This window comes from Bradyrhizobium sp. 155 (assembly GCF_023101105.1).
GTDB classification, from domain to species: domain Bacteria; phylum Pseudomonadota; class Alphaproteobacteria; order Rhizobiales; family Xanthobacteraceae; genus Bradyrhizobium; species Bradyrhizobium canariense_D.
Genome location: NZ_CP064704.1, coordinates 7638597 through 7663469, shown reverse-complemented (window position 1 = coordinate 7663469; position 24873 = coordinate 7638597). Strand labels below are relative to the sequence as shown.

Genomic DNA, 24873 nt, shown 5'->3' with positions numbered 1-24873 from the left:
GCTAGCGCCGCATCAGGTCCTTGCCCTGCATGCGCCAGACCAGCAAATCGATGCGGTCCTGGCCGAAGAACGGCTCGTTGTCGAACACGAAGGTCGGCACGCCCCAATGGCCGGAGGCGGCGTGGTCCTTCTCGTTCTCCGTGATCACCTGCTCGTAGCGATCAGGGTCCGCGGTGATTGCGGCATCCATCGCGGCGAGATCGAAGCCGGCCTTTTCGGCGCCGCGCCCGAGATGATCGCCTTCGTTCCAGCCCGACACCGAGCCGTCCCACAGCACGCGGGCGATTGCATCGGTGAATGCGAGCGAGCGTCCCTCGAGCTGCGCCATGGCACCAAGCCGGGTCAGACGGTGGATGTAGGGCTGCTCCGCCGCGACCTCGAACGTCACCTTGTGCTGCACGATCGGATCGGGCCTGGGAAAGCGGAACGGAATGCCTTCGTGCTGCGCCACGCGCGTGCTGTCGAGCACCACATAGCGAATGAAGTTCGGGCTGGCCTTCTTGAAAAACCCGGGCACACGGACTGCGAGCGGATAGACCGGCCGCAAATTCACCGTCAGATCGTAGGTTTCGACCAGGTTGAGCGTTTTCGGCAACGCCAGACAGCTGAACGGGCTGCGAAAGGAGTAGAAGAGGTCGACGGAGAGCGTCATCGGGCCGGCTCCACGAGCCGCCCCATCATGCTGCGGGCGACGAGCTTGTGGAAGGGCGTGATGAACGCGAGATAGGCGCGGCCCAGCCGATTGTTGGTCCGCACCAGCGTGGTCAGGGTGACGTGGCGCAGCACCGCTTCGCCGGCGACATCGACCACGATGCGGAAGTCGAGATGATAATCATTGAAGCCGGCGACCAGCTGCTCCGGCGTTTCGCTCAGCACCGGAAACAAGCCGATCGGGCCGCCCGGCGCTGGTGCGCCTTCACCCGATGTCTTCAATCCAAAGGGCCTCACGAGGATGTTGCGCAGGCGTGTCAGTGCACCGATCCAGCGCGGTCCGTGTAACACCATCCTGGTGCAGGCCTCGCGGGCATTCACCGGTGCTGTGCCGATCTCCACGCGAAAGGCGTCGATGAATTGCGCACCGGCCAGCAGCGTGCCGGCGTCGACATCGGGGATGACTTCGCGGACGGTCCCGTTCATCCCGCCAGTTTGCGCGTCAGCATCCGGAAGCGCAAGATCAGAAGTCCGGCATAGACGAACGATCCGATCGACAGTCCGATCCAGACACTGACCGCGCCGAAATCAGCGTGAAAAGCGAGCAACCAGGCGATGGGAAAGCCCACGCACCAGTAGCCGATCGCGGCGAATACCAACGTCATTCTGGTGTCATTGATGCCGCGCAGTGCGCCGCCCATGATGGTCTGGATGGCATCGGCGATGAAGAAGGTCGCGCCGACCAGCAGCAGCGTTGCAGTCAGCTCGACGGTCGCCATGCTCGCCTCGCCGCTGCCGAAGAACAGCCGTCCGAGCTCATAGCGGCCGAGAATGATTGCGACGCTGAGGGCCGAGACGAACGCGATCCCGATCACGGCTGCCACGAGACCTGCGCGCCTCACCGCAGCCGGGTCGCCCCGGCCGAAGGCGTGGCCGACCCGCACCGTGGCTGCCATGCCGATGCCGAGCGGGACCATGAACAGCACGGCGGTGACCTGGAGCGCGATCTGATGCGCCGCGAGCGCCGTGGTCGAGATCAACCCCATCAGCAGCGCCGCCGAAGAGAACAGGCCATATTCCAGCAGCAGTGAGAACGAGATCGGGGCGCCGATCGCGATGAGCTTGTGCATCAGGGGCCAGTCGATCCGCCAGAGATGGGCAAGCGGACGATAATCCGCGAACGGCTTGCGCAGCCCCGCAATGGCGAGCGTGGCGACGAACGTGCCGAGATTGACGATGGTGGTCGCAAGCCCTGCGCCGAACAGACCGAGCTCCGGCAGGCCGAACAGGCCGTGGATCAGGGCGTAGACCAGCGCGGCATTGACGGGGATCGCCGCGAGCGTGATCCATAGCGGGGCCTGCGGCCGGTTCACCGCGCTCATCATGCTGCGCAGCGCGATGAAGCCGAGTGCCGGCGCGATGCCCCAGGCCAGCCCATTCAGATAGCGCTGGGCGAGCGCGGCCGAGTGCGGCGCCTGACCGAGTGCGACCAGGATGTGCTCGCCATAGAGCGGGGAGGCCATCATCGGCAGCGAGATCAGCAAGGCGACCCACAAGCCGACGCGCAGAGAGCGGCGGATGCGCCTGACATCGCCGGCGCCGAAGGCTTGCGCGACCAGCGGCGACACCGCCGTCATCAATCCGAGCCCGAAGGTGAAGCTGACGAAATAGACCGTGTGCGCCAGCGCTGCTGCTGCGACCGCGCTCTCGCCGAGCCGCCCGATCAGCGCGAGATCGGTCGTGATCATCGCGATCTGCCCGAGCTGCGTCAGCATCATCGGCACGGCCAGCCGCAGCGTCGCGACGAATTCGTCGGCGAGAGGATTTGGCGGCACGCCGGCTTGCGGCTGCGAACGAGGCTGGACGGTGTCGAGCATGGCCGGGTCAATAGCACAGCCGGGCGACGAAAACATGGCTTGGTCTTCTCCCTCTCCCCTTGCGGGAGAGGGTGGCTCGCCGCAGCAGCGGCGAGACGGGTGAGGGGGATCTCTCCGCGTACGGCCCTCAAGCAGCAGGACTCGCTGAAGCAACCCCTCATCCGGCGCTATAGCCGATGCGAAGCTTCGGCGTTCTCAAAAACGGCGGCCAAAGGCCGCCTACGCCACCTTCTCCCACAAGGGGAGAAGGGAAGAAGCGCCTCAGCCCTTCCGTTCAGGCACGCGCCTGATCTTCGCGCCGAGCGCGTTGAGGCGCTCGTCGATGCGCTCGTAGCCGCGCTCGATCTGGTCGGCGTTGTTGATCGTGGAGGTGCCCTCGGCGCAGACGGCCGCGAGCAGCATGGCCATGCCGGCGCGAATGTCGGGCGAGATCATCGATGCACCGCGCAGGCGGCTGGGGCCGGCGATGATGGCGCGATGGGGGTCACAGAGCACGATACGCGCGCCCATCGCGATCAGCTTGTCGACGAAGAACATCCGCGATTCGAACATCTTCTCGAACATCAGGATCACGCCCTCGCATTGCGTGGCGGTGACGATCGCGATCGACATCAGATCGGCCGGGAAGGCCGGCCAGGGCTGGTCTTCCAGCTTCGGCACGTGGCCGCCAAAATCGTCCTGGATCTTCAGCGTCTGGTTTGATGGCACGATGAGATCGTCGCCCTCGATGCGGCAGACGATGCCGAGCCGTTCGAATCCCATGCGGATCGAGCGCAGATGCTCGACGCCCGCGCGCACGATGCGAAGCGGCGACCGCGTCACGGCCGCGAGTCCGATCAGCGAGCCGACCTCGATATGGTCGGGCTGGATCCGGTAGGTCGCGCCGCCCAGCGTCGCCGGACCGTGCACGATCATGGTGTTGGTGCCGATGCCCTCGATCCCTGCGCCGAGCGCGACCAGGAAGTTGGCGAGGTCCTGCACATGCGGCTCGGACGCGGCGTTGCGCAAATAGGTGGTGCCTTGGGCGGCGACGGCTGCGACCAGCGCGTTCTCGGTCGCGGTCACGCTGGGCTCGTCCAGGAACACGTCGGCGCCGGTCAGTTTCGAAGCGCGGAATTCGAGCCGGTCGGTCGCGGTGACCTTGGCTCCCAACTGCTCGAGTGCGAGCACATGCGTGTCGAGCCTTCGGCGGCCGATGACGTCGCCGCCGGGCGGCGGTAGCATCACTTCGCCGCAGCGGGCGAGCAGGGGGCCGGCGAGCAGGATCGAGGCGCGGATGCGCACGCACAGATCAGGATCGAGATCGGCGGCGCGGATGCTCTTGGCGTGAATATGAAGCGTGTTGCGGGCGGTCCATTCCGCCGCCGCGCCGACCGAGCGGATCAGCTCGACCAGCGTCTCGGTGTCGCGGATCCGCGGCACGTTCTCCAGCGTCACCGGATGCTCGGTGAGCAGGGCTGCCGCGATGATCGGCAGGGCCGCATTCTTGTTGCCGGAAGGCTCGATCGAGCCCGAGAGCCGGTGACCGCCCTCGACAATGTACTGGATGGGCGCCACGGGGTCTCTCGCTGTCGTGTTGGGTGGGCGGGTTTTCGAGGCGGAAACTACCGAGAATTGAGCGCGGGAGCAATTCTGCACTTGTCGCGAGGGCGGGGGAGGTTCAGCCGTGTCTCTACGTCATGGCCGGGCTTGTCCCGGCCATCCACGCCTTTGCCAGATGCACGGAGAACCTAGATGCCCGGGACAAGTCCGGGGCATGACGACCGTCCAAGCCATCCGATCTCAGATATCGATCGTCGCGCTCAGCGAATGTTCCTGGATGAAGTCGCGGCGCGGCTCGACCACGTCGCCCATCAGCTTGGTGAAGATGTCGTCGGCCTCGTCGACCTCTTTGACCTTCACCTGGAGCAGTGATCGCGCATTGACGTCCAGCGTCGTCTGCCAGAGTTGCTCCGGATTCATCTCGCCCAGCCCTTTGTAGCGCTGCAGCGAGACGCCCTTGCGGCCGGCGTCGGTGACGGCTTCGAACAGATCGACCGGGCCGTAGACCATGTGCTCGGTGTCCTTGCGCCGCAGCTTGCCGGGGCGGGCATAAACGTCCTGGAGCTTGACGGTGTACTCGTCGAGCTTGCGGGCTTCGACCGAGCCCAGGAACGCGTCATCGATGAGGGCGACGTCCTTGACGCCGCGCACGGTGCGCTCGAACTGGAAACCATGGCCTTCGACGTATTGACCGATCCAGCCGCGCTCGACCTCGTCGGCGAGCGTGTCGAGGCGGGCGGCGATGTATTGGGCTGCCGCGGCGGCTTTCTCCGGATCGCCGTAGATCGCCTTGTTGAGCACGCCGGTGATGGCGGCCTGCTCGATCACCTTGCGATTGTAGCGGGTGTGCAGGCTGCGCAGGACGCCGCGGACGGCGCGGGCGTCATCGACCAGCGAGCGCAGGTCGCGGCCGGTGCGATCGCCGCCGGTGCCGGGAATATAGACGCAATCGTCCAGCCCGGTATCGATCAGATAATCTTCCAGCGCCCGCTCGTCCTTCAGATATTGCTCGGACTTGCCGCGGTTGACCTTATAGAGCGGCGGCTGGGCGATATAGAGATAGCCGCCGTCGATGATCTCGCGCATCTGCCGGTAGAAGAAAGTGAGCAGCAGCGTGCGGATGTGGGCGCCGTCGACGTCGGCGTCCGTCATCACGATGATCTTGTGATAGCGCAGCTTCTCGATCGAGAATTCGTCGCTGATGCCGGTGCCGAGCGCGGTGATCAGCGTGCCGATCTGCTCGCTGTGCAGCATCTTGTCGGGACGCACGCGTTCGACATTGAGGATCTTGCCGCGCAGCGGCAGCACGGCCTGGAATTCGCGGTTGCGGCCCTGCTTGGCGCTGCCGCCTGCCGAGTCACCCTCGACGATGAAGAGCTCGGATTTCGCCGGGTCCTTCTCCTGGCAGTCGGCGAGCTTGCCGGGCAGCGAAGAGACCGAGAGCGGGCTCTTGCGCGTCAGCTCGCGCGCCTTTCGCGCGGCTTCGCGGGCAGCCGCCGCCTGGATCACCTTGCCGACGATCATCTTGGCTTCGGAGGGATGCTCCTCGAACCAGGCCTGCAGCGCCTCGTTGAGCACGTTCTCGACCACGGGGCGCACTTCCGAGGACACCAGCTTGTCCTTGGTCTGCGACGAAAATTTTGGGTCCGGCACCTTCACCGACAGCACCGCAGTGAGGCCTTCGCGGCAGTCGTCGCCGGTGAGCGCGATCTTTTCCTTTTTCGCGTTGGCCTCGGCATAGCCGTTGACCTGGCGCGTCAGCGCGCCGCGGAAGCCGGCGAGATGGGTGCCGCCGTCGCGCTGCGGGATGTTGTTGGTGAAGCACAGCACGTTCTCGTGGTAGCTGTCGTTCCACCACAACGCGGCCTCGACACCGATGCCGTTGGATTCCGCGCGCACCATGATCGGCGCCGGAACGATCGCCTTCTTGTTGCGGTCGAGATATTTGACGAATTCCTCGACGCCGCCGGAATAGTGCATCTCCTCGCGCTTCTCGACGGCGTGACGCATGTCGGAGAGGGCGATGTTGACGCCGGAATTGAGGAAGGCGAGCTCGCGCAGCCGGTGCTCCAGCGTGGCGAAATCATACTCGATGTTCTTGAAGGTTTCCGTCGAAGCCTGGAACGTCACCTCAGTGCCGCGCCTGCCGGGCGCGTCGCCGACCACCTTGAGCGGCGCGACCGCATCGCCATGGGCGAATTCGATGTAGTGTTCCTTGTTGTCGCGCCAGATGCGCAAGCCGAGCTTGCTTGACAGCGCGTTGACGACGGAGACGCCGACGCCGTGCAGACCGCCGGAAACCTTGTAGGAATTCTGGTCGAACTTACCGCCGGCATGGAGCTGGGTCATGATGACCTCGGCTGCCGAGATGCCTTCGCCCTTGTGGATGTCGACGGGAATGCCGCGGCCGTCGTCGCGCACGGTGACGGAATTGTCGGCGTTGAGGATCACGTCCACGCGCGTGGCGTGGCCCGCGAGCGCCTCGTCGATCGCGTTATCCACGACCTCGTACACCATGTGATGCAGGCCCGAGCCGTCATCGGTGTCGCCGATATACATGCCGGGACGCTTGCGGACGGCGTCGAGACCCTTGAGCACGCGGATCGATTCCGCCCCGTAATCGCTCGGATTTGAGGGTTCGTTTTCGGCAGGCGTCTGCCGAGCAGGTTCTGTCATGAGAGGCCTTCGAGATGTCGCCCGAATCAGCGGCGCAAAAGGCGCTGATATGCGGGCTATTTGTGCCACGAAAGACGGATTGCGCCTAGCGCAAAGTATCCCCCGGCAAGTCTTTGATTAAATAGAATTTTTTGGCCGATTTTCAAGGCCTTCGAAGCCCGATTCGGCGGCTTGGAAAAAGCGCGATTCGGGAAGCCGTTTCGGGCCGTGGAAGGCGTGGATTTTGCGGGGACGAGGGCGTTCCGAGGCGCCTGGAACGCCCCGGAACGGCCTTGCAGCTCAATACATCTGAAGCGGCAGCACATCTCCGTTTGGCCCCACCAGGAGGCCCCAGGCATCGCCGGCGGCCACTGTGAGAATCTCGGTGCGAGTGGGGCGTCCCGGCAGACGCAGCGCGTACTGGTACTTGCCTGGCGGCAGATCGAGCATCGGGCCTTTCGGCGATTGCGGACCGCCGGCGCCGGCCGCGATCTTTACGGTCTGATTGTTGATCGTCAGCGATGCTTCTTTCGGCCCCATATTGCCGAGCATCAGCCTGGCCTGTCCGGCCTTCGGCATGATGTCGGCCTTGGCCGCGGCCTGCGGATTTCGCTGCATCAGGCTGACCGTGGTCTCGTCTCGGGCGCGGCCAAGCTTCAGCACGGCCGGCCCCTGCGGCGAGGTGAACGCGAGCTCCGCCCGCTCGGCCGTCACGATCGCGCCGTCGGCCTTCTCTTGCCAGCCCCGATTGGTCAGCTCCGCGCGATAGAAGGCGAGGACCTCGCCAAGCTCGGCGGGGATGCTGGCTTCGAGCTCGGTCCGGAACGACTGGTCGCTGCCGGGAAATTTCGTGGAGCTGATGCCGGTCGAGCTGTGCTGCGTCGGCACCGGCAGGGCCGAATCGGGATCGGGCGTGAGCGGCTCCTTCGATTTGGTCTGGACCGCCTTGGCTTGGGTCGATTTGGCCTCGACGGGCTTCGCCGCGGCGACGACCAGACCGGAGCCGTTGGCGCTAACGTTCACCTTCGGTCCCATCTGCATCACGGTCATCGAGATCGACTTGCCGCTCTTTGCGAACTCCATCACCGCCATGTTGGGCTGATTGATGACGGAGGGCTGCTCTTTCCAGCCCGCTGGCTTGAGCGATGCGCGATAGAACGCAGTGAGCGCCTTCACGCTCGAGGTCGAGGAGAACTCGAGCCTGCCCTCGTCGCTCTCGAACTTCACACCCTCGGCGTTTTCAGGCAGCGGCACCGGAATCTTGCTGTCGGCCTGCGCGTTGAGCGGCGCGTCGGACAATGCGGCCGCCTGCACCTTGCGCCTGGCTTCGTCGGCGGTGATGAGCTGCTTGGCCGCACCTAACGCATCCCCAAGGAACTTGTCGTCCGCCTCTTTCTTCGCCTTGGCACGGGCGGCAAGCGCGGAGTCCTTCACCTGCGCGGTCAGGCTGACCATGGTGAAATCATATTTGCGGCCAAGCCGCAGCACGCCGGTTTCCTCCGCCGAAGAGATCTTGATCGCGACCTCGTCACCGGGTGCGAGCTGCGCGCTGCCGTCCTCCTGCCAGCCGCGCGCGGCGAACTCGCGGTGATAGAAGGCGAGCACGGCCGGCAGCTCGGCCATCGCGGCGGCCGACATTTCGCGCTTGTTGTCGCTCGCGCCGCCGAGCCCCCTGGCCGTCTTGGTCGGGCTCGGCCGCGGCAGGCCGGCCAGATCGCTATCGGCTTTGAGCTCGCTCGGCAGCGCGAAGGGGGCGACCCGGATATCGACATTGGTGCGGCCATCGTCGCGGCGCGTCAGCGTCAGCATCACGGGCTTCTGCTGATAGAAGCCGGTCTCCTTGCTATCGGCATGCGCGTAGAACGCGCGCAGGCCGTTGGGAACGGTTTCATTCAGGCTGGTGGTCCAGCGTGCGGCGGTTTCCGGCGTGAGCTTCTGCCAGCCGATCGCAGCCATCTGGCTGCTGTAGAAATCCGACGTTGCATCGAGCGGCGTCGGCGCGATGCAGCCGAGATAGGGCCGGGTCCCGTCGAACACGATGTCACTTGCGCCTTCCGGAAATGGCACGTTCCCGTACATCCGGTCGGTGGTGTAGTAAACCACGGACTGGTCGGGCCGGCCGAGCGCCTGCGTGAAATGAAGGAAAGGCCTTGTCGTCCCTTCCTGAACTTCAGCAGGCTGCTTTTCTCCTCAAGCGGCATCACATAGGGCACCCATCCGTTGTCGCGCAGGAGCTTTTGGACCGCGGGCAGCGTCACGGCCTGCCGCATCGGTACGCGATATTCGACGCTATAGGGATCGGGGCGCGAAATGTCTTCCACCGCACCTTCGAGCTGGGGCAGCGCGTGGACGTCGACGATGCCCTCGTCGGCGCCGGCCGCGATCGAGCAGCTCGCCATCAGGAAGAGACCGCATGCAAGCAGCCGCCATCGTGCCGGGACTTGCATCCCGCGCGGGATCATCGCCATCGTTACGTCTCCAGGATGCCGCGCGGCGCTTGGGCGCGCGCGATTGCAACGGCTGCGACACCGTCGGCGGGTCTCAAACGAGAAGTCGCGGCAGGAACCGGGCAGGTTCAAAGATCCGGACGGCTCAATACAGCTGGAGCGGCGACCATGCCTCGCCGTCGCGCCCGATGGTGAGCTCCCAGGCGTCGCCGGCTGCGACGGTGAGGATATTGCTGTGGGCCGGACGGCCGGGTACGTTCAGTTCGTAGGAATATCTGCCGGGCGCCAGATCCAGCGAGACGGCGTTAGCGCCGGCCGAGCGCTTGATGATGTGCGCGTTGATCCCGAGCACGGCTTCCGTCTCGCCGATGTTGCTGAACACCAGCTTCGCCTGGCCCGGCTCGGGCATGACGTTCGCCCGGGTTGCAGTATCCGAGTTCTTCTGCACGAGATGAACCAAGGTGCTGCTGCCCTTGCGGCCGAGCTCCAGCATCGCCGGACCGAGCGGAGATGCGAACGCGAGCTGGACGTGATCGGCGGAGACGACGGCGCCATCGTGCTGCTCCTGCCAGCCGAGCTTTCCGAGCTCCCTGCGGTAGAAGGCTAGGACGTCGCCGAGTTCGGCGGGCACGGTGGCCTCGAGCTTGACCCGAAGCGGCGCTTCGACGCCCCGCATCAGGGTGGTGTGGATTCCTCGAAAGCTGTAGCGGGTCGGTGCGAGCAGCCTGGCATCGGGATCCGGCGTGAGATCGGCGGAAAACAGCGCCGCGAGATGCGGCATCCCGGCGCCGGCCCTTGCAGCGAGCATGCAGATCGCGAGCAGGACGAGGCCGCACGCAAACGCCCGCCATCGTGCCGGAGCTTGCGCCCCGGACCTTGCCGTCCGCATCTCACTCTCCAGGGGTCTCGCGCGGCATGTCATTGCGCGATTGCAAAACGGCTGCGACGCCGTCGGCGCGGCCTCCGGCAACTAGTCGCGGCAGAAATGGGGCCGGTTCAACGGCGGCGACTAGCGCCGGGCCGATACCTGTCCGCTTTCGACGTCAAAGATCTCGCCCCCGGCGCCGATCTCGGCGAAGGCGGCAGGGTCTGCGCCGGTCAACCACACCTGCGCGCCGAGCTTGCGCAGCTCGTCGAACAGCGCCGCGCGCCTGCCGGGATCCAGATGCGCGACGACCTCGTCGAGTAGCAGCAGCGGCACGATGCCGGTCATCTCGGCGACCAGGCTCGCATGCGCCAGCACCAGCCCGATCAGCAACGCCTTCTGCTCGCCGGTCGAGGCATCGCGCGCCGGCATGCTTTTCGGCGCGTAGATCACCTGCAGATCGGTGAGATGCGGACCATCCGTGGTACGGCCGGCGATGGCGTCACGCGGACGGTTGTCGCGCAGGATCTGGCGGTAGCGGTCCTCGACCGACGTCGCGGTCTCCGTCAGCAGCGCGTTCTCCATCCAGCCGTCGAGCGCGATCTGCGCCGAAGGGAAGGCGGAGGCCTGCGCGCGAGCGTTCAGCATGCCGGTCAGACGCGCCGCGGTCTGGCCGCGGGTTGCGGCGACCGCGACCGCAAGCTCCGCGGTCTCACGCTCGATCGCGTCACACCAATGGTCGTCGTAATTGCGCGTCTCGAGCAGTCGGTTGCGCGAACGCAGCGAACGTTCGAGCGCGGAGATGCGGCTGGAATGGTCGCTGTCGATGGCGAGCACCAGGCGGTCGAAGAAGCGGCGCCGCTCGGACGCCGCTCCCATGAACAGCCCGTCCATCGCCGGCGTCAGCCATACCATGCGGATGTGGTCGCCGAACGCCGCCGCCGAATTGACCGGTTCGCGGTCGATGCGGCAGCGCCGGCTGACCGGGCTATCTGCGCACGGCGGATCGATGCCGGTGCCGAGCGTGGCAAGGCCCAGCGCGCCCTCGACCTGTGCCGACACCGCCCAGGAGCCGTCGCCCTGATTGTCGGCGACGTCGTCCAGCGTCGCACGCCGCAGGCCGCGTCCCGGCGACAGGAACGAGATCGCCTCGATGCAATTGGTCTTGCCCGCTCCGTTCGGCCCGACCAGGACCACCATGTCGGCCGCCGTCTCGAGCCCCGCCGCCCGGTAATTACGAAAATGCGTCAGCGTCAGGCGATGAATGCGGGAGGGGGTCATCAGATCTTTGTCGTGGCCGCGATTCTTCCCCTCTCCCCTTGTGGGAGAGGGTGGCGCCTCACAAGGTGAGGCGACGGGTGAGGGGTATCTTACCGCTCGGCGAGCTTTGCAAGGATGTCCTCCAATACAGAAGTGGGTCGCTGGAGCACGTCGTTGTTCCAGTAGCGCGCGATGACAAAGCCTTCGGCGAGAGAGCTGCGTCACGCGCTGCATCGCGTCGTGATTCTCCGTGCTGACCGCCGTCGATCTCGATCACCAGGCGCTTCTCAAAGCAGACGAAGTCGAGAATGTAGGTGTTGAACGGGACCTGCCGGCGAAACTTGAAAGCGGAGAGTTGCCGGTGCCTGAGCAGGCGCCACATTGCCGCTTCCGCATCCGCCGGTTCGTGCCGCATATTCTTCGCGAATTGGCGAAGACGTTTGGAGACTGGCCGATGGGATGGTTCCTGCGGCACGAACCCCTCACCCGACTGAGTATGTATCCGCCCGTGGAGATGCCCTCTCCCACAAGGGGAGAGGGCGCAGCAACGTGCATTGCGCTTGTTTCGGCAGGCGAAGCTGTAGCTTCCCCCTCTCCCCTTGTGGGAGAGGGGGGCTTCGCGCAGCGAGGCCGGGTGAGGGGTTGTCTCTGCATAAAAGGTGTCGCGAGAGGAGGACCACGTCCCTCACACCCGCATCGGCATCAGCACGTAGAGCGCGCTCTTGTCGTCGCGGTCTTGCACCAGAGTCGGTGAGCCCGGGTCGGCGAGCCGGAGCGTTGCGACGTCGCCTTCGATCTGGGCGGCGATGTCGAGCAGATAGCGGGAGTTGAAGCCGATATCGAGGGCGTCGGAGGCGTATTCGACTTCGAGCTCTTCGGTCGCGCTGCCGGAATCCGGATTGGTCACCGACAGCACCAGCTTGCCCGGCGACAGCGAGAGTTTCACGGCTCGCCCGCGCTCGCTGGAAATCGTCGAGACGCGGTCGACCGCGTTCTCGAAATCCTTCTTGTCGACGACGAGCTCCTTGTCGTTGCCCTGCGGGATCACGCGGCCGTAATCGGGGAAGGTGCCGTCGATCAGCTTCGAGGTCAGCACCACATTGCCGATGGTGAAGCGGATCTTGGCCTGCGACAGCTCGATCGTGACCTCGGCCTCGTTGTCCTCGATCAGGCGCTGCACCTCGCCGACCGTCTTGCGCGGCACGATCACGCCGGGCATGCCCTCGGCACCCTTGGGCTGCACCAGGTCGAGCTGGGCGAGGCGGTGGCCATCGGTGGCGACGCCGCGCAGGGTGGCGGCTTTGGCGGAGCCCGCGGCATGCAGGTAGATGCCGTTGAGATAATAGCGGGTCTCCTCCGTGGAGATCGCGAACTGGGTGCGATCGATCAGCCGCTTGACGTCCTTGGCGGCGAGGCTGAACGAATGCGACATGTCGCCGGCGGCGAGATCCGGGAAATCGTTTTCCGGCAGGGTCTGCAGCGTGAAGCGGGAGCGCCCGGCACGGATCGCCAGCACGGCGCGGTCGCCGTCGGCTTCGAGCACGATCTGCGAACCATCCGGCAGCTTGCGCACGATGTCGTAGAACATGTGCGCCGGCACGGTGGTCGAGCCCGCCGTCGCGGTTTCCGCCGCGAGCGTTTCCGTGACCTCGAGGTCGAGGTCGGTCGCCTTCAGCGACAATTTCGCGTTTTCGGCCCTAACAAGCACGTTGCCGAGGATCGGAATCGTGTTGCGGCGTTCGACCACGCGGTGGACGTGGCCCAGCGACTTCAGGAGTTGCGCGCGTTCGACCGTAACCTTCATTGCACTACTCGCCCGATCCCCAAGGAAACACAAATCTGGAAAAGCCGGGCGGCGGGACGCGCGCCACGGCACCGAAGACCCCGGAAAGCCGGATCATCCAGCCGATATGACCAAAGCCGTCAGGGTCGCGCAAGGTGGCGCGGATGGCCCCCGGATTCAAGGGATTGCGGGCAGTTCCCCACGATTTACCTATGTTTCCGCAACGCGCTGAACGCCTCGCCGGCCAGGGACGTCTCTGCGCCCGTCACGGCCGGGCTTGTCCCGGCCATCCACGTCTGGGTTCGCGGTCCTAAGAACGTGGATGCCCGGGACAGGCCCGGGCATGACGACCTCCGATGCAGCTTGGATGTGGTCGCACCCGCGCAGAAGCAAATAGGCGTTTATTCCTGAAGCTGGCGCTTGAGCGATTCGACCTCGTCCGACAGCGCCGTGTCCTTGGAAACCAGGGCCTCGATCTTGCGCACGGCGTGCAGCACCGTGGTGTGGTCGCGCCCACCGAAGCGGCGGCCGATCTCGGGGAGCGATCGCAAGGTCAGCGTCTTGGCGAGATACATCGCCACCTGGCGCGGACGGACCACGTTGGCGGTCCGGCGCGAGGACAGGAGATCGGAGCGGCTGACATTATACTGCCGTGCCACCACGCGCTGGATGTCCTCGATCTTGATCCGCTTCGGTTCCTGCGGCCGGATCAGGTCGCGCACCTCGTGCTCCGCCATCTCCAGCGTCACCGGCCGATTGTTGAGCTTCGAATGCGCGAGCAGGCGGTTGATCGCGCCTTCGAGATCCCGGCCGTTATGGGTGATGGCGCGGGCCAGATAGGTCAGCACCTCCTCCGGCACCTCGAAGGTCGCATGATGGGCGCGGGCGGCTGCGACGCGCGACTTGAGAATACCGTGCCGCAGCTCCTCGCCGAGCGAGGCCATCTCGACCACGAGGCCGCCGGCCAGCCGCGAGCGCACGCGGTCGTCGAGGCTTTCGAGGTCGGACGGCGGACGGTCGGCCGCGATCACGACCTGGCGGCCGGCATCGATCAGCGCGTTCAGCGTGTGGCAGAACTCGGCCTGGGTCGACTTGCCCTGCAGGAACTGGAGATCGTCGATCACGAGCACGTCGATGCCGCGCAACGCTTCCTTGAAGGCGAGCGCCGTCTGCGTCTTCAGCGCGGCGACGAAGCCGTACATGAATTTCTCGGCGGTGAGATAAAGCACCTTGCGCTCGTTGCCGGAATTGCCGGCCCAGGTCACCGCCTGCAAGAGATGCGTCTTGCCGAGGCCGACACCCGCATGGATGTAGAGCGGATTGAACATGACGGGATCGCCGCGACGACCCTCGGCGACCTGACGCGCAGCCGCATGCGCCAGCGTGTTGGAACGGCCGACGACGAAGCTCGCAAACGTCAGGCGCGGATCGAGCGGCGAGCCGCCGAGTGCATCATGATTGGCCGAGACCGGCGCGGTCGCGGTCGAGCGCAGCTCCGGCGCAGGCGAGCGGCGCGTTTCGACCGGCGCGGGCGCTTCCTTCTGCTGCACCACGGGGCGCACGGCCGAGCGCACGGTGAGATCGATGCGATGCACTTCCGGCATCTCGGCCTGCCAGCACGACAGCACGCGCTCGGCATAATGGGCCTGGATCCAGCTCTTCAGGAAGCGGGTTGGCACCGACAGACGCACGCTCTCGTCCTGGACGCCTTCCAGATCCATGCGCGCGAACCAGCTCGTATAGACGTCCTCGCCTACGTTCGAGCGCAGCCGACTCTTCACGCGTGACCAGCGATCCTGTTCCGGGGTTGTCATCATTTGAGAACTTTTCTTGAGAGATAAGGTTGCGTGGTGAGCGCCATGCTGAGTTCCTGCCAGGGATACCTGCTCAGGGATATTTGCGATGGCGGGACCTCAAGCGATTTCACCTGCAGGCATGGCTCGACCGTTCGGCGGAAACGCCGCGTCCGATCAGCAATGTCTAGAGATGGAGGGGTCGCGAGGTCAGCGCGTACTCGGCGCTCCGTTACACGCGGGAGGCTTGATGTCCGACGGATCTAAAACGGCATCGCTGGAAGTCGAAATGCTGGAAGTCGAAATGTGTTTCAATACCGCGTTGAGTTCGTAAGACATGATACCTCCCCGTCCTGCCGTGATTGCTCACGACAAGGTCCTGCGTGTCCAAACGACACCCGCTTCGTAGTCGGATGCCTGCCCGTGTACTCGTCGTCCGCTCGGCTTCGCCATCATGCCTGTCGGGGCAGCTTTCAAGATGTCTCTTAAGCGCGAGAGAAAGATCCCGCTTGGAGACATTCAGACAAAGAGCTACCGTTCCCACATTGCTGTGGGTTTTGATCCGACAATCGCTTGTTGAAGCGTCGCCTACGTGCACACCGCCGCCGATTTGCACGCTCGCCCCGTTTCCGATACCGCGCTGGTCTCAAGATCGTGGGCGCCGCTGACGTCTTAAGGAATACACTATGCGGAAAGACTCGCAACGGAATTGATTCACACTTGAGGCATCAAAAATCTTGATCTGCGTTAACGCCACGCGGCACTTGTGCACAGGCTTCAGAGCAAGTTTTTGGATTCGTGCACAGAATCGAAGATGCCGCGTCCGATGTGACAATTCTCCGCCACCGCCAAAAATTTTTTACAAAAGCGTCACGCGCGCGACGCGCGGGTGAATTTTCCAAATGCTTGGCCTCACTATGTCGATAAGTTGTTAGCGAGCCATCGTTTTTTGAGTCTCGTTTCACAGGGTAACTCCATCGCGTGACGCGATCCGGGGAAACTACGGTGTGCAGAACTCGCAAGCCCGCGAATTCAACTTGCGCCCGCCTCGCAGGGGCTTTTTGCACCGCGGTGCAAGTTTCCGCTGTTGCAAAACCATTCGCAGGTAAAACTACGGACGCGTCATGGTGCAAGCGCCGCAATCCTCCGATCGAAGGTCGTTCGACGCGTGACTGCTTGCGTGAATATGACGGGCAACAAAAAAGCCCGGCGTGAGGCCGGGCTATTTGACGCGTGTGATGTGCGATGTGATCGCCCGATCGAACGACTCGATCGGACGGCGTGCCAGAACGCTCGCGAGTTTACTTGGCGAGCTTGGCGATCTGCGCGGTGAGCCGCGAGACTTTGCGGCTGGCATTGTTCTTGTGAATGATGTTTCGCTGCGCGGCGCGCATCAAGGCGGGCTCGGCATTCGCCAGCGCCGTCACGGCAGCGGCGCGGTCGCCGGTCTTGATCGCTTCTTCGACGTTACGTACGGCACCGCGCATCTGGGTGCGGCGCGACTTGTTGACAGCGGTGCGGCGGGCGATCTTGCGCGTCGCTTTCTTGGCGGAAGTGGTATTGGCCATGGTCTCAATGTCCTTTGCGGGTACCGGTCGCGTCTTCGTCGGGTAGCGCCGGCTTGCTTGACCGCGTAATCGACGCTCGGAATTAGGGTGTTCGGTTGCTAGGCTGTTCCCGGAACATGAGCGACGGCCTTGCGGCTGCCTCTGAGGCCCAAGGAGCCTCTCAGCCCAAGAAGCCTCTAAGCCCAAAGAGCCTGCATCTGCTCAAAGAACAGCGGCGGCAGGATTGCGCCCGCCGCCAGTTGGCGCCCTTATAGAGAGGGTCTTCGGTACCGTCAACGCTTTCCCGGGCTGCAAAAGCAGCCCCTCAGAGCCGGGATGAGTGCCGTAACGCCCTGAAGAGGTTGAATTTCTGCCGTCTCCCTTGTATTGGCTGGCGGCGTTCCGAGGGTCGTCCGATCGGACGACTATATAGGGTGAGGCATGATCCGCGGCTTTTTCCGACTGATTGGGCTGTTGCTGCTCGCCGGCGGGTTCATCTTCATGGTCTATGATGGCGCCCGCTGGGTGGCCGACCAGACCCTGCGGTTCACCCGCTTCGGCCAGTTCTGGAACGACATCAATCAGGCCAGCCAGACGGCATTCCGGACCTGGGTTGAGGCCAAGGCGCCCTGGCTGTGGACCTCGGTGATCCGCCTGGTGCTGGATCAGCCGGTTTTCGCCGTCCTCGGCATTCTCGGCATCCTCCTGATGATCCTGTTCCGCCCGCGCAAGCCGTTGATCGGCTATTCCCGGGATTGAGCTTTCGAGCATGCCGCGCTGTAACAGGGCTGCCGCTCCGTGCGTAAAGACCTATATTCCCACCTGATCGCGAGCACGCCGCCTGAGTAATTAGCCCAGGCGATGCACGGCTCATTCGGAGATCCGTCCATGGTGTTCATGCGCAAGACCACCGCATTGCCGAGCGCCGCGGAAGCGCTGCCGGGCCGTGCGCAAGCCATTCCGACCGCGACCACCCATTTCGTCAACGGCGCGAAGTTGCAGCCGCCTTATCCCGCCGGTCTCGAGCAGGCGGTGTTCGGGCTCGGCTGCTTCTGGGGCGCCGAGCGCAAGTTTTGGGAGCTCGGCGACGGCGTTTACACGACTGCTGTCGGCTATGCCGGCGGCCACACGCCGAACCCGACCTATGAAGAGACCTGCTCGGGCCGCACCGGTCACACCGAAGTGGTGCTGGTCGTGTTCGATCCCACCAAGGTGTCGTACGAGAAGCTATTGAAGACGTTCTGGGAGAGCCACAACCCGACGCAGGGCATGCGTCAGGGCAACGACGTCGGCACGCAGTACCGGAGCGCGATCTACACCTATTCAGACGCGCAGAAGAAAGCGGCCGATCAATCGAAGGCGCTCTATCAGAAGGCGCTTGCTGCAAAAGGTCTCGGCACCATCACCACCGAGATCGCACCCGCCGGCGAATTCTACTTTGCCGAGGACTATCATCAGCAATATCTGGCCAAGAATCCCGCCGGCTATTGCGGCCTGGGCGGCACCGGCGTGTCCTGCCCGATCGGCGTCGGTGTGAGCGCGTAAGCTGGTCCCTCGTCATGGCCGGGCTTGTCCCGGCCATCCACGATATTTCGTGCGGCACCAAGAACGTGGATGCCCGGGAAGAGCCCGGGCATGACGGAGTGTTTGGTACCATTGCCAAGCCACCCGCCCCCTCAACGCTTTATTAACCATAACCGGTGCATCACTGGATCTGTCTCGTTTCGAGGGATAAGTCCGGTGCCGGTTGCACGCGCGTTTCGATGGTCGATCTCGGCAGCATCCCTGGCAGCGTCCGCCGCGCTGACCCTTGGCGGCTGCATGCAAACCGCTGGTCCCGTCGCCTATGTGCAGCCGCGCGCCGATCTCGATTCGATGGTCTATGGCCAGCCGTACAACGCGCCGCAGCCCGCCGTCGTCGGCAGTGGCGGCGGTGCCATCGCAGCACTCAGCAATTCCTTTGCCTCGCCTGCGCCCATGCCGGTCGGTTATGCCGCGCCGATGGCGGCGCCTGTTCGCTACGATGCCTCCTATCATCTCGACGCCGGCGACAAGCTGCGCGTGGTTGTCTACGGCCAGGAAGGTCTCACCAACAGCTACGCAATCGACGCCGGCGGCTCCATCACCATGCCGCTGATCGGCGGCGTGCCGGCACGCGGCCGCACCCCCGCGGGTCTTGCCGGCGAGATCGCCGCAAGGCTGCGCAACGGCTACATTCGCGAGCCCTCGGTCGCCGTCGAGATCGAGGCCTATCGTCCGTTCTTCATTCTCGGCGAAGTCTCCGCGCCCGGCCAGTATCCTTACGTGCCGAACATGACGGTCGAAAGCGCCGTCGCGATCGCCGGCGGCTTCTCGCCCCGCGCCAAGCGCGACGTGGTCACCGTCACGCACACCGAAGCCGGCGGCGCCATGCGCGCCGTGGTGCCGCTCGGCACCCCCTTGAGCCCCGGCGACACCGTGTTTGTCGGCGAGCGCTGGTTCTAGAGCGTTTTCGAGCGAAGTGGATACCGGTTCGCGTAAAGAAAACGCGTCAGAAAAGAATCTAGAGCCTCGGTTCTGATGCAATCAGAACCGAAGCTCTAGCTCACCGCCTGAAATCCAGACGCCCGTTCGGAAAACATCCGTCGATCCTGGTGGCGTCGACCACCAGTCCAACCCATGGCCGTGTGATCGCCGGGTTGGTCAGGTTGATATATTTCCCGACCAGGCGACCCGCGCGATCACGCGCCGTATCGATCAGCCCGTGCCGGCGGCCATGGTCCCAGTCGAAGCGGAGGAAAATGCGCTCGCCTGCGACCCGCACCTCCGCGCGTCCTTCTTTCCAGGCTTGCGGCGTATCGCCGGCAATGGTCGGATCTGCGCCGCCATTCCAGCGGCTGGCCCAGATGCCGTCGAGCGGGTCTGACTGTGCCGCGATAATTGCCCATGCCGCCGCGTTGACGTCAGCCGCATCGCCGGCAAGCGCGGCGGTTGCGGCATAGTCCATGACGTCGCGATCATCAGGCGCGGGCACGTCCATGGTGCCGAACGGATTGCGGATGACGATGTTCGTATTGGCCTGCTGCATCATGATCTCCCGGCGCGAATTGGCTTGATCAGCCAGCTCTATCGCCGGGCAGCAGGATGCAGCCACCCGATTCCTGCTCGTCATCCGGGGCGCGCGAAGCGCGAGCCCGGAACGACAGCGAAGACAGCCGCGCGCGCTACGATTTCAAATGCTTCGCGAAAAATTCCATGCTGCGCGGCCAGGCGATGTCGGCGCTGGCCTTGTCGTAGCTCGTCCGCTCGTCGCAATGGAAGCCGTGCTGCGCGCCCGGATAGACGAAGACCTCCACGTCCGGCCGCTTCGTCTTGATGGTCTCGACGTCGGTCAGGGGAATGCCGGCATCCTTCTCGCCAAAGTGCAGCTGTGTCGGAACTTTTGGTGTCTCGTCGGCATAGCGCACGACGGCGCCGCCGTAATAGCCGATCGCGGCCTTCAGGCCCGACAGCCGCGTCGCCGCGACGAAGGCGATGCTGCCGCCCAGGCAAAAGCCGATGATGCCGACCGGGCCGACGCTCTTCACCGCATCGATCGCCGCCTGCGTGTCGCGCAGCATCGCGTCCCAGTCCGGACTGGCGACGAACTTGCGCGCTTCCGCGATCTCGTCGGGCGAGTAGCCGGACTGGAAGCCCGGCGAGGTCCGGTCGAAGATCGACGGCGCGATCGCGACATAGCCTTCCCCGGCGAGGCGATCGCAGACCGAGCGGATGTGATGGTTGACCCCAAAAATCTCCTGGATCACCACCACCGCGCCCTTCGCCGTGCCGGCGGGGTCAGCGCGATAGGCACTGAGCTGGAATTTGTCGGAGGCCGTCAGCTTGATGTCCTGTCGCACGCGGGTTGTCCTTTTGGTTAGTCTTCGATTGCGGGTTCCGCTCGTTCCACAAACTCGTCATGCCCGGGCGTAGCCGTCCGAAGGACGGCGTCGCTTCCGCTCGCCTATGTCCCGGGCATCCACGTTCTTGGTGCGGTAGGAAAGATCGTGGATGGCCGGGACAAGCCCGGCCGTGACGATGTGGCAGCTCCAACGCATGATGGCGCAGAGACGATTGCTCTGCGTCATGAAAAGCCACTCTCACTCCCACATCCAGTTCTCGCCATAATCCTCCTTCCAGCCCGCCAGCCGTCCGTGGCGGAATTGCAGGAACAGGCGGTGACGGGTGGGGATCAGTCTGCTGCCGCCGATGTTGCGAAGGGCGAGATAGATCTCGTTGCCGGGGCGTCCCCGCACATATTGCAGCGGTTGCCCCAGCGCCCGCGCAGTCTGGTCGGCATCCATGCCGAAAGCGAGCGGCGTGTTGTTCGACAAGGTCGCGACGAAGGGCAGGCGGGGCAATGTCCCGCCGAGTTGCTCGGCTTGCGCGGATGCTGACAGCAACACCGCGCCCGCAGCCAATATAGCTCGCTTCATCGCCACTGTTCCTGTCCGACCTATTCCGGCAAGTTCTTCAGGAAAGGCAGCACCGCGTCAACAAAAGCCTGTGGCTGGTCGATGTTGACGGCGTGTCCGGCGGCGGGGATCACGACTTTTTGTGCGCCGGGAATTTTCGCGGCCATGTAGTCCGAGGCAGCTAGGAACGGCGTGTCGTCGGCGCCGACCACGATCAGGCTGGGCACCTTGATCTCCGGCAGCAGCTCGATCACCTTCGCATCGCGCTGGGTCAGCATGCCGCGTGCGGCGAGCGCCAATCCCCTGGCATCGCGATGGCTCGCGGTGGCGCGCTCGCGCGTTGCCGCCTTCAGCACGTCGAGCCCTTCGCGATCGAATTTGTCGGCAGTGGCGAGCGCGCGCGCATTCCAGGCCTCGCGTGCATCGTCCTTCTTGAAGCCGGGGCCGGTGTCGATGATCAGCAGCGCGCGGACGCGCTTTGGATGCGCGCGAGCGAAGGCAAGCGACATGTAGCCGCCGAGCGAGAGCCCGCCAATGATGGCGCGCTCCGTGCCGACCACATCGAGGATCGCGGCGATGTCGCCGACGGTGAGTGCTTCGCTGTAAGCGGCGGGATCGTCGGGATAGTCGGACTGGCCGTGACCGCGCATGTCCCACAAGATCAGCTTGTGATCCCGGGCAAGTGCCTCGACCTGCCCATGCCACATTGCCGAAGTCGATGAGTAGCCGTGGGTGAGCAGCAGCGGCCAGCCCTCGCCATGAACCTCGTAATGGATTCCAACGCCGTCCCGATCGATCTTAGGCATTGCATCCACCTTATTATCTTGTCTTCCCCCATCTTAACGCGCCGGGTTACTCGGAGGAAACTGCCTGAATGCGATGGCCTGCCTGCTTGGCGTGCACTCTGTTGCGTTCAGCCGCTGCATCACCGCTGTTCTCGCAACGCACAAGATGCGCGCGCCTCGTTTGTTTCGATCGATTCCAAATTGCATTTGCCTCCGCGCCTGAACGCGATCATTCTTGCGATCAAGGCTGGCGCCGGCCCGGTGGGCGTCCGCTACTCAAGTTGCCGCCGTAAGCGGCTTCATGCACCGGCAGGGGAAGACGCCTATGCCAACTCTCACCATCAACGGGCGGAGTCTGTCCGTGGATGCGGCGAACGACACGCCGCTCCTCTGGGCGATCCGCGAGCAATTGCAGATGACCGGCACCAAATTCGGCTGCGGTGCCGGCCTGTGCGGGGCCTGCACCGTGCACGTCAACGGTGAAGCCGTGCGTTCGTGCCAGACCATGGTCGGCGATGTCGCCGGCAAGAAGATCACCACCATCGAAGGCCTCGCCGCCAAGGGCGACCATCCCTTGCAGAAGGCATGGATCGCCGAACAGGTGCCGCAATGCGGCTACTGTCAGTCCGGTCAGATCATGCAGGCGGCCTCGCTGCTGGCGAAGAATCCCAACCCGACCAAGGAAGAGGTCGTGGCGCATATGGACGGCAATCTTTGCCGTTGCATGACCTATTCGCGGATCCAGAAGGCAATCATGCGCGCCGCAACCGAGATGCGCACCGCATCCGCCTCCGGCAACGAGCGGAGGCCCACATGAACAAGCACGTGAACAACGTTGCGCCCGAGGCGACCGATCTCAGCCGCCGCTCCTTCCTGGTCGGCACAGCGGCCGCCGGCCTCGTGCTCGGCTATGCCGGCGTGCCCGGCATCGGTGAGGCGCTTGCGGCGCCTTCGAACTTCGAGCCGAGCGTTTGGTACGCGATCGCGCCCGATGGTCTCGTCACCGTCACCTGCGGCAAGGCCGACATGGGCCAGCACATCGCCTCCACCATGGCGCAGATCGTGGCCGAAGAGCTGGGCGCGAAGTGGAGCGACATGCGCGTACAGCTTGCCTCCAACGATCCGAAGTTCAACGATCCCGTGTTGGGCGCTCAGATCACCGGCGGCAGCTGGTCGACCATGATGAACTTCGAGGCCATGAGCCGCGCCGGCGCTGCCGGGCGGATGGCGTTGACAGAAGGCGCGGCCGCCGCGATGGGCGTGCCGGCGTCGGAGCTCGTGGTGCGCGATTCCATGATCTCGCACCCGAAGTCGAAGAAGGCGATGTCCTTCGCCGATGTCGTCAAGAGCGGCAAGGCGACAAAAACCTTCACGCCGGACGAGCTGAAGGCGATCAAGCTGAAGACGCCGGATCAATACACCATGATCGGCGTGTCGGTGCCGCAGCTCGACATTCCCTCCAAGACCAACGGCACGGCCAAATACGGCATCGACGTGATGCTGCTAGGCATGGCCTATGGCGCGGTCGTGACGCCGCCCGTGCGCTTCGGCGCCACGGTGAAATCGGTCGACGACAGTGCCGCCAAGAAAGTGCCGGGCTTCATCAAGGCCGTCACCCTCGACGACAAGACCGGAACGACCTCGGGCTGGGTCGTCGCGGTCGCCGGCACATATGCCAACGCCAAGAAGGCGGCGCAGGCGCTCAAGATCGCCTATGACGGCGGTCCAAACGCGAAGGTGTCGAGCCAGTCGCTGCTCGACGAGGCCATGCGGCTTCAGAAGCAGGAGGATTCCGGCCAGTTCTTCGTCAAGGACGGCGATCCCGCGGCGGCGTTCGGCACGGCGGCCAAGGTGCTGGAGGCGGAGTACACCACCAGCATCAATATCCATGCGCCGATGGAGCCGATGAACGCCACTGCGGAGTTCAAGGGCGAGATCCTGCACATCTATTCCGGCAACCAGTTCGCAACGCGCTCCGGCGCGATCGCGGCGGGTGCGGCCGGGATCGATCCGAAGTTCGTGGTCATGCATCAGATGTGGCTCGGCGGCGGCTTTGGCCGCAGGCTCGATGCCGACATGATGATTCCGGCGGTGCAGGCGGCGAAGGCCATCGGCAAGCCGGTGAAGGTGATCTATACGCGCGAGAACGACATGACGATGGATTTCTCGCGTCCGCTCACCTACCAGAAAGTGAAGGCAGGCGTGGACGGCGACGGCAAGCTCATCGCGCTCAGCCACGACGTGGTTTCGGCGTGGCCGACCCAGCGCTGGGGAATACCCGATTTCCTGACGCCCTCGGTCGACAAGAAGGGTCCGCTCGACTCCTTCACGGTGAACGGGGCCGACTTCTTCTACACCGTGCCCAACCATCATGTGCGCGCGATCAAGAACGAGATGGCGCACAACGCGACGCCGTCCGGCCAGCTCCGCTCGGTCGCGCCGGGCTGGACCTTCTGGGCGGTCGAAAGCATGATCGACGAGATCGCGGCGGCGGCGGGCAAGGACCCCGCGCAGTTCCGCATCTCGCTGCTCGACGGCGCCGGCAAGAACGACGGCGGTGCGCAGCGGCTGCGCAATACGCTGCTCGCCGCGATGGGTCTTGCCGGCTACGGCACCAGGAAGCTGCCGAAAGGTGAGGGCATGGGCGTGGCCTGCGTCTCGTCGCAGGAACGCGCGACCGCAAGCTGGACGGCCTGCGTCGCTCACGTCGCCGTGGCGCCATCGGGCGAAGTGACCGTGAAGAAGCTCACGGTCGCCACCGATGTCGGCACGCAGGTGCATCCCGACAACATCCGCGCCCAGGTCGAGGGTGCGGCGCTGTGGGGCCTGTCACTGGCGATGTACGAGAAGGCGACGCTGAAGGACGGTGGCATCGAACAGACCAATTTCGACAGCTACACGCCCTTGCGCATGAGCCAGGTGCCGGAGGTCGCGATCGCCGTGATCGCCAATGGCGAAAAGGCCACTGGCGTCGGCGAACCCGCGGTGACAGTGATCGCACCCGCGATCGGCAATGCCATCTTCAACGCCTCGGGCGCCCGCGTCCGGGCCCTGCCGATCACGGCCGAAGCCGTGAAGGGCGCGATGAAGGCGTAAGGCTGGTTGCGATTGTTGACCTGACATGATCCGCCGGGGGCAGCCCCCGGCGGATTCGTCGTTAAAAAAGCCCTGTGTTTGCAACCACATCTCTACTGTGCATGGGGTTGTTTTCGAGGTTTTTGATTGGAACCGCCGG

Annotated in this window: 20 protein-coding genes and 2 pseudogenes; 5 read left to right on the top strand and 17 right to left on the bottom strand. The window is 64.5% G+C overall.

Annotated features, from left to right (window positions below):
• Nucleotide 1: 1 nt before the first annotated feature.
• The 12 genes and pseudogenes from IVA93_RS36310 to rpsT form a co-directional block, all read right to left on the bottom strand.
• On the bottom strand, nucleotides 2–652 hold the full coding sequence (locus IVA93_RS36310; RefSeq protein ID WP_018455830.1) for a 2-hydroxychromene-2-carboxylate isomerase: 651 nt from the start codon (nucleotides 650–652) through the stop codon (nucleotides 2–4).
• The gene (locus IVA93_RS36305) at nucleotides 649–1137 is read right to left on the bottom strand and encodes a DUF2867 domain-containing protein (protein WP_018455831.1); all 489 of its coding nucleotides are present in this window, start codon (nucleotides 1135–1137) and stop codon (nucleotides 649–651) included. Before IVA93_RS36305 ends, IVA93_RS36310 begins: the two co-directional genes overlap by 4 nt.
• Complete coding sequence (locus tag IVA93_RS36300) at nucleotides 1134–2528, bottom strand: MATE family efflux transporter (RefSeq protein ID WP_018455832.1); 1395 nt, start codon at nucleotides 2526–2528, stop codon at nucleotides 1134–1136. The genes IVA93_RS36305 and IVA93_RS36300 overlap by 4 nt, the downstream gene beginning before the upstream one ends.
• 261 nt (nucleotides 2529–2789) lie before the next feature.
• Nucleotides 2790–4085 (bottom strand): UDP-N-acetylglucosamine 1-carboxyvinyltransferase, encoded by a 1296-nt coding sequence (murA, locus tag IVA93_RS36295; protein WP_018455833.1) that lies wholly within the window; start codon nucleotides 4083–4085, stop codon nucleotides 2790–2792.
• Nucleotides 4086–4310: 225 nt separating this feature from the next.
• On the bottom strand, nucleotides 4311–6746 hold the full coding sequence (gene gyrB, locus IVA93_RS36290; RefSeq protein WP_018455834.1) for a DNA topoisomerase (ATP-hydrolyzing) subunit B: 2436 nt from the start codon (nucleotides 6744–6746) through the stop codon (nucleotides 4311–4313).
• 279 nt (nucleotides 6747–7025) lie between these two features.
• Nucleotides 7026–9193 (bottom strand): annotated as a pseudogene (locus tag IVA93_RS36285) (hypothetical protein).
• 124 nt (nucleotides 9194–9317) lie between these two features.
• Complete coding sequence (locus IVA93_RS36280) at nucleotides 9318–10061, bottom strand: hypothetical protein (protein WP_026233034.1); 744 nt, start codon at nucleotides 10059–10061, stop codon at nucleotides 9318–9320.
• Between the two features lie 120 nt (nucleotides 10062–10181).
• Nucleotides 10182–11318 carry a DNA replication/repair protein RecF gene (gene recF, locus IVA93_RS36275; protein ID WP_018455838.1) on the bottom strand — a complete coding sequence of 379 codons (1137 nt, stop codon included), beginning with the start codon at nucleotides 11316–11318 and terminating at the stop codon, nucleotides 10182–10184.
• A gap of 89 nt (nucleotides 11319–11407) precedes the next feature.
• Nucleotides 11408–11772, bottom strand: a pseudogene (locus IVA93_RS36270) (endonuclease domain-containing protein).
• Between the two features lie 210 nt (nucleotides 11773–11982).
• A complete protein-coding gene (gene dnaN / locus IVA93_RS36265) occupies nucleotides 11983–13101 on the bottom strand; it encodes a DNA polymerase III subunit beta (protein WP_007598262.1) in 1119 nt (372 codons plus the stop codon).
• 380 nt (nucleotides 13102–13481) lie between these two features.
• Nucleotides 13482–14894: a chromosomal replication initiator protein DnaA gene (gene dnaA / locus IVA93_RS36260; RefSeq protein ID WP_026233035.1), complete on the bottom strand. Its 1413-nt coding sequence runs from the start codon at nucleotides 14892–14894 to the stop codon at nucleotides 13482–13484.
• 1280 nt (nucleotides 14895–16174) lie between these two features.
• Nucleotides 16175–16441: a 30S ribosomal protein S20 gene (gene rpsT / locus IVA93_RS36255; protein ID WP_007598259.1), complete on the bottom strand. Its 267-nt coding sequence runs from the start codon at nucleotides 16439–16441 to the stop codon at nucleotides 16175–16177.
• Between the two features lie 420 nt (nucleotides 16442–16861).
• Here rpsT and IVA93_RS36250 point away from each other — a divergent pair, with 420 nt between their 5' ends.
• From IVA93_RS36250 to IVA93_RS36240, 3 genes are all read left to right on the top strand, one after another.
• Nucleotides 16862–17179, top strand: coding sequence for a hypothetical protein (locus IVA93_RS36250; RefSeq protein WP_007616084.1), 318 nt, complete (start codon nucleotides 16862–16864; stop codon nucleotides 17177–17179).
• A gap of 129 nt (nucleotides 17180–17308) precedes the next feature.
• Complete coding sequence (gene msrA / locus IVA93_RS36245; RefSeq protein WP_026233037.1) at nucleotides 17309–17965, top strand: peptide-methionine (S)-S-oxide reductase MsrA; 657 nt, start codon at nucleotides 17309–17311, stop codon at nucleotides 17963–17965.
• Between the two features lie 195 nt (nucleotides 17966–18160).
• On the top strand, nucleotides 18161–18904 hold the full coding sequence (locus IVA93_RS36240) for a polysaccharide biosynthesis/export family protein (protein ID WP_018455842.1): 744 nt from the start codon (nucleotides 18161–18163) through the stop codon (nucleotides 18902–18904).
• Nucleotides 18905–19004: 100 nt separating this feature from the next.
• Here the strand turns inward: IVA93_RS36240 and IVA93_RS36235 are convergent, their stop codons facing one another.
• The 5 genes from IVA93_RS36235 to IVA93_RS36215 all read right to left on the bottom strand — a co-directional run bounded on the left by IVA93_RS36235 (nucleotide 19005) and on the right by IVA93_RS36215 (nucleotide 21659).
• Nucleotides 19005–19487: a hypothetical protein gene (locus IVA93_RS36235; protein WP_026233038.1), complete on the bottom strand. Its 483-nt coding sequence runs from the start codon at nucleotides 19485–19487 to the stop codon at nucleotides 19005–19007.
• Nucleotides 19488–19623: 136 nt separating this feature from the next.
• Nucleotides 19624–20298, bottom strand: coding sequence for a dienelactone hydrolase family protein (locus IVA93_RS36230; protein ID WP_018455844.1), 675 nt, complete (start codon nucleotides 20296–20298; stop codon nucleotides 19624–19626).
• A 57-nt stretch (nucleotides 20299–20355) separates the two neighbouring features.
• A complete protein-coding gene (locus IVA93_RS36225) occupies nucleotides 20356–20526 on the bottom strand; it encodes a hypothetical protein (protein WP_247364342.1) in 171 nt (56 codons plus the stop codon).
• Nucleotides 20527–20538: 12 nt separating this feature from the next.
• The gene (locus IVA93_RS36220; protein WP_026233039.1) at nucleotides 20539–20874 is read right to left on the bottom strand and encodes a hypothetical protein; all 336 of its coding nucleotides are present in this window, start codon (nucleotides 20872–20874) and stop codon (nucleotides 20539–20541) included.
• A 20-nt stretch (nucleotides 20875–20894) separates the two neighbouring features.
• A complete protein-coding gene (locus IVA93_RS36215) occupies nucleotides 20895–21659 on the bottom strand; it encodes an alpha/beta fold hydrolase (RefSeq protein WP_018455846.1) in 765 nt (254 codons plus the stop codon).
• A gap of 304 nt (nucleotides 21660–21963) precedes the next feature.
• Between IVA93_RS36215 and IVA93_RS36210 the strand changes: the two genes are divergently transcribed.
• Both IVA93_RS36210 and IVA93_RS36205 read left to right on the top strand, forming a co-directional pair.
• Nucleotides 21964–22455, top strand: coding sequence for a (2Fe-2S)-binding protein (locus tag IVA93_RS36210; protein WP_007616069.1), 492 nt, complete (start codon nucleotides 21964–21966; stop codon nucleotides 22453–22455).
• Nucleotides 22452–24734, top strand: coding sequence for a xanthine dehydrogenase family protein molybdopterin-binding subunit (locus IVA93_RS36205; protein ID WP_247295899.1), 2283 nt, complete (start codon nucleotides 22452–22454; stop codon nucleotides 24732–24734). Before IVA93_RS36210 ends, IVA93_RS36205 begins: the two co-directional genes overlap by 4 nt.
• The last annotated feature ends 139 nt before the right edge of the window (nucleotides 24735–24873 follow it).

Coding starts and splice junctions, on each gene's coding strand:
- IVA93_RS36310 (WP_018455830.1), bottom strand. CDS start 652: ATGACGCTCTCCGTCGACCTCTTCTACTCCTTTCGCAGCCCGTTCAGC.
- IVA93_RS36305 (WP_018455831.1), bottom strand. CDS start 1,137: ATGAACGGGACCGTCCGCGAAGTCATCCCCGATGTCGACGCCGGCACG.
- IVA93_RS36300 (WP_018455832.1), bottom strand. CDS start 2,528: ATGCTCGACACCGTCCAGCCTCGTTCGCAGCCGCAAGCCGGCGTGCCG.
- gyrB (WP_018455834.1), bottom strand. CDS start 6,746: ATGACAGAACCTGCTCGGCAGACGCCTGCCGAAAACGAACCCTCAAAT.
- IVA93_RS36280 (WP_026233034.1), bottom strand. CDS start 10,061: ATGCGGACGGCAAGGTCCGGGGCGCAAGCTCCGGCACGATGGCGGGCG.
- recF (WP_018455838.1), bottom strand. CDS start 11,318: ATGACCCCCTCCCGCATTCATCGCCTGACGCTGACGCATTTTCGTAAT.
- dnaN (WP_007598262.1), bottom strand. CDS start 13,101: ATGAAGGTTACGGTCGAACGCGCGCAACTCCTGAAGTCGCTGGGCCAC.
- dnaA (WP_026233035.1), bottom strand. CDS start 14,894: ATGACAACCCCGGAACAGGATCGCTGGTCACGCGTGAAGAGTCGGCTG.
- rpsT (WP_007598259.1), bottom strand. CDS start 16,441: ATGGCCAATACCACTTCCGCCAAGAAAGCGACGCGCAAGATCGCCCGC.
- IVA93_RS36250 (WP_007616084.1), top strand. CDS start 16,862: ATGATCCGCGGCTTTTTCCGACTGATTGGGCTGTTGCTGCTCGCCGGC.
- msrA (WP_026233037.1), top strand. CDS start 17,309: ATGGTGTTCATGCGCAAGACCACCGCATTGCCGAGCGCCGCGGAAGCG.
- IVA93_RS36235 (WP_026233038.1), bottom strand. CDS start 19,487: ATGCAGCAGGCCAATACGAACATCGTCATCCGCAATCCGTTCGGCACC.
- IVA93_RS36225 (WP_247364342.1), bottom strand. CDS start 20,526: ATGACGCAGAGCAATCGTCTCTGCGCCATCATGCGTTGGAGCTGCCAC.
- IVA93_RS36220 (WP_026233039.1), bottom strand. CDS start 20,874: ATGAAGCGAGCTATATTGGCTGCGGGCGCGGTGTTGCTGTCAGCATCC.
- IVA93_RS36215 (WP_018455846.1), bottom strand. CDS start 21,659: ATGCCTAAGATCGATCGGGACGGCGTTGGAATCCATTACGAGGTTCAT.
- IVA93_RS36210 (WP_007616069.1), top strand. CDS start 21,964: ATGCCAACTCTCACCATCAACGGGCGGAGTCTGTCCGTGGATGCGGCG.
- IVA93_RS36205 (WP_247295899.1), top strand. CDS start 22,452: ATGAACAAGCACGTGAACAACGTTGCGCCCGAGGCGACCGATCTCAGC.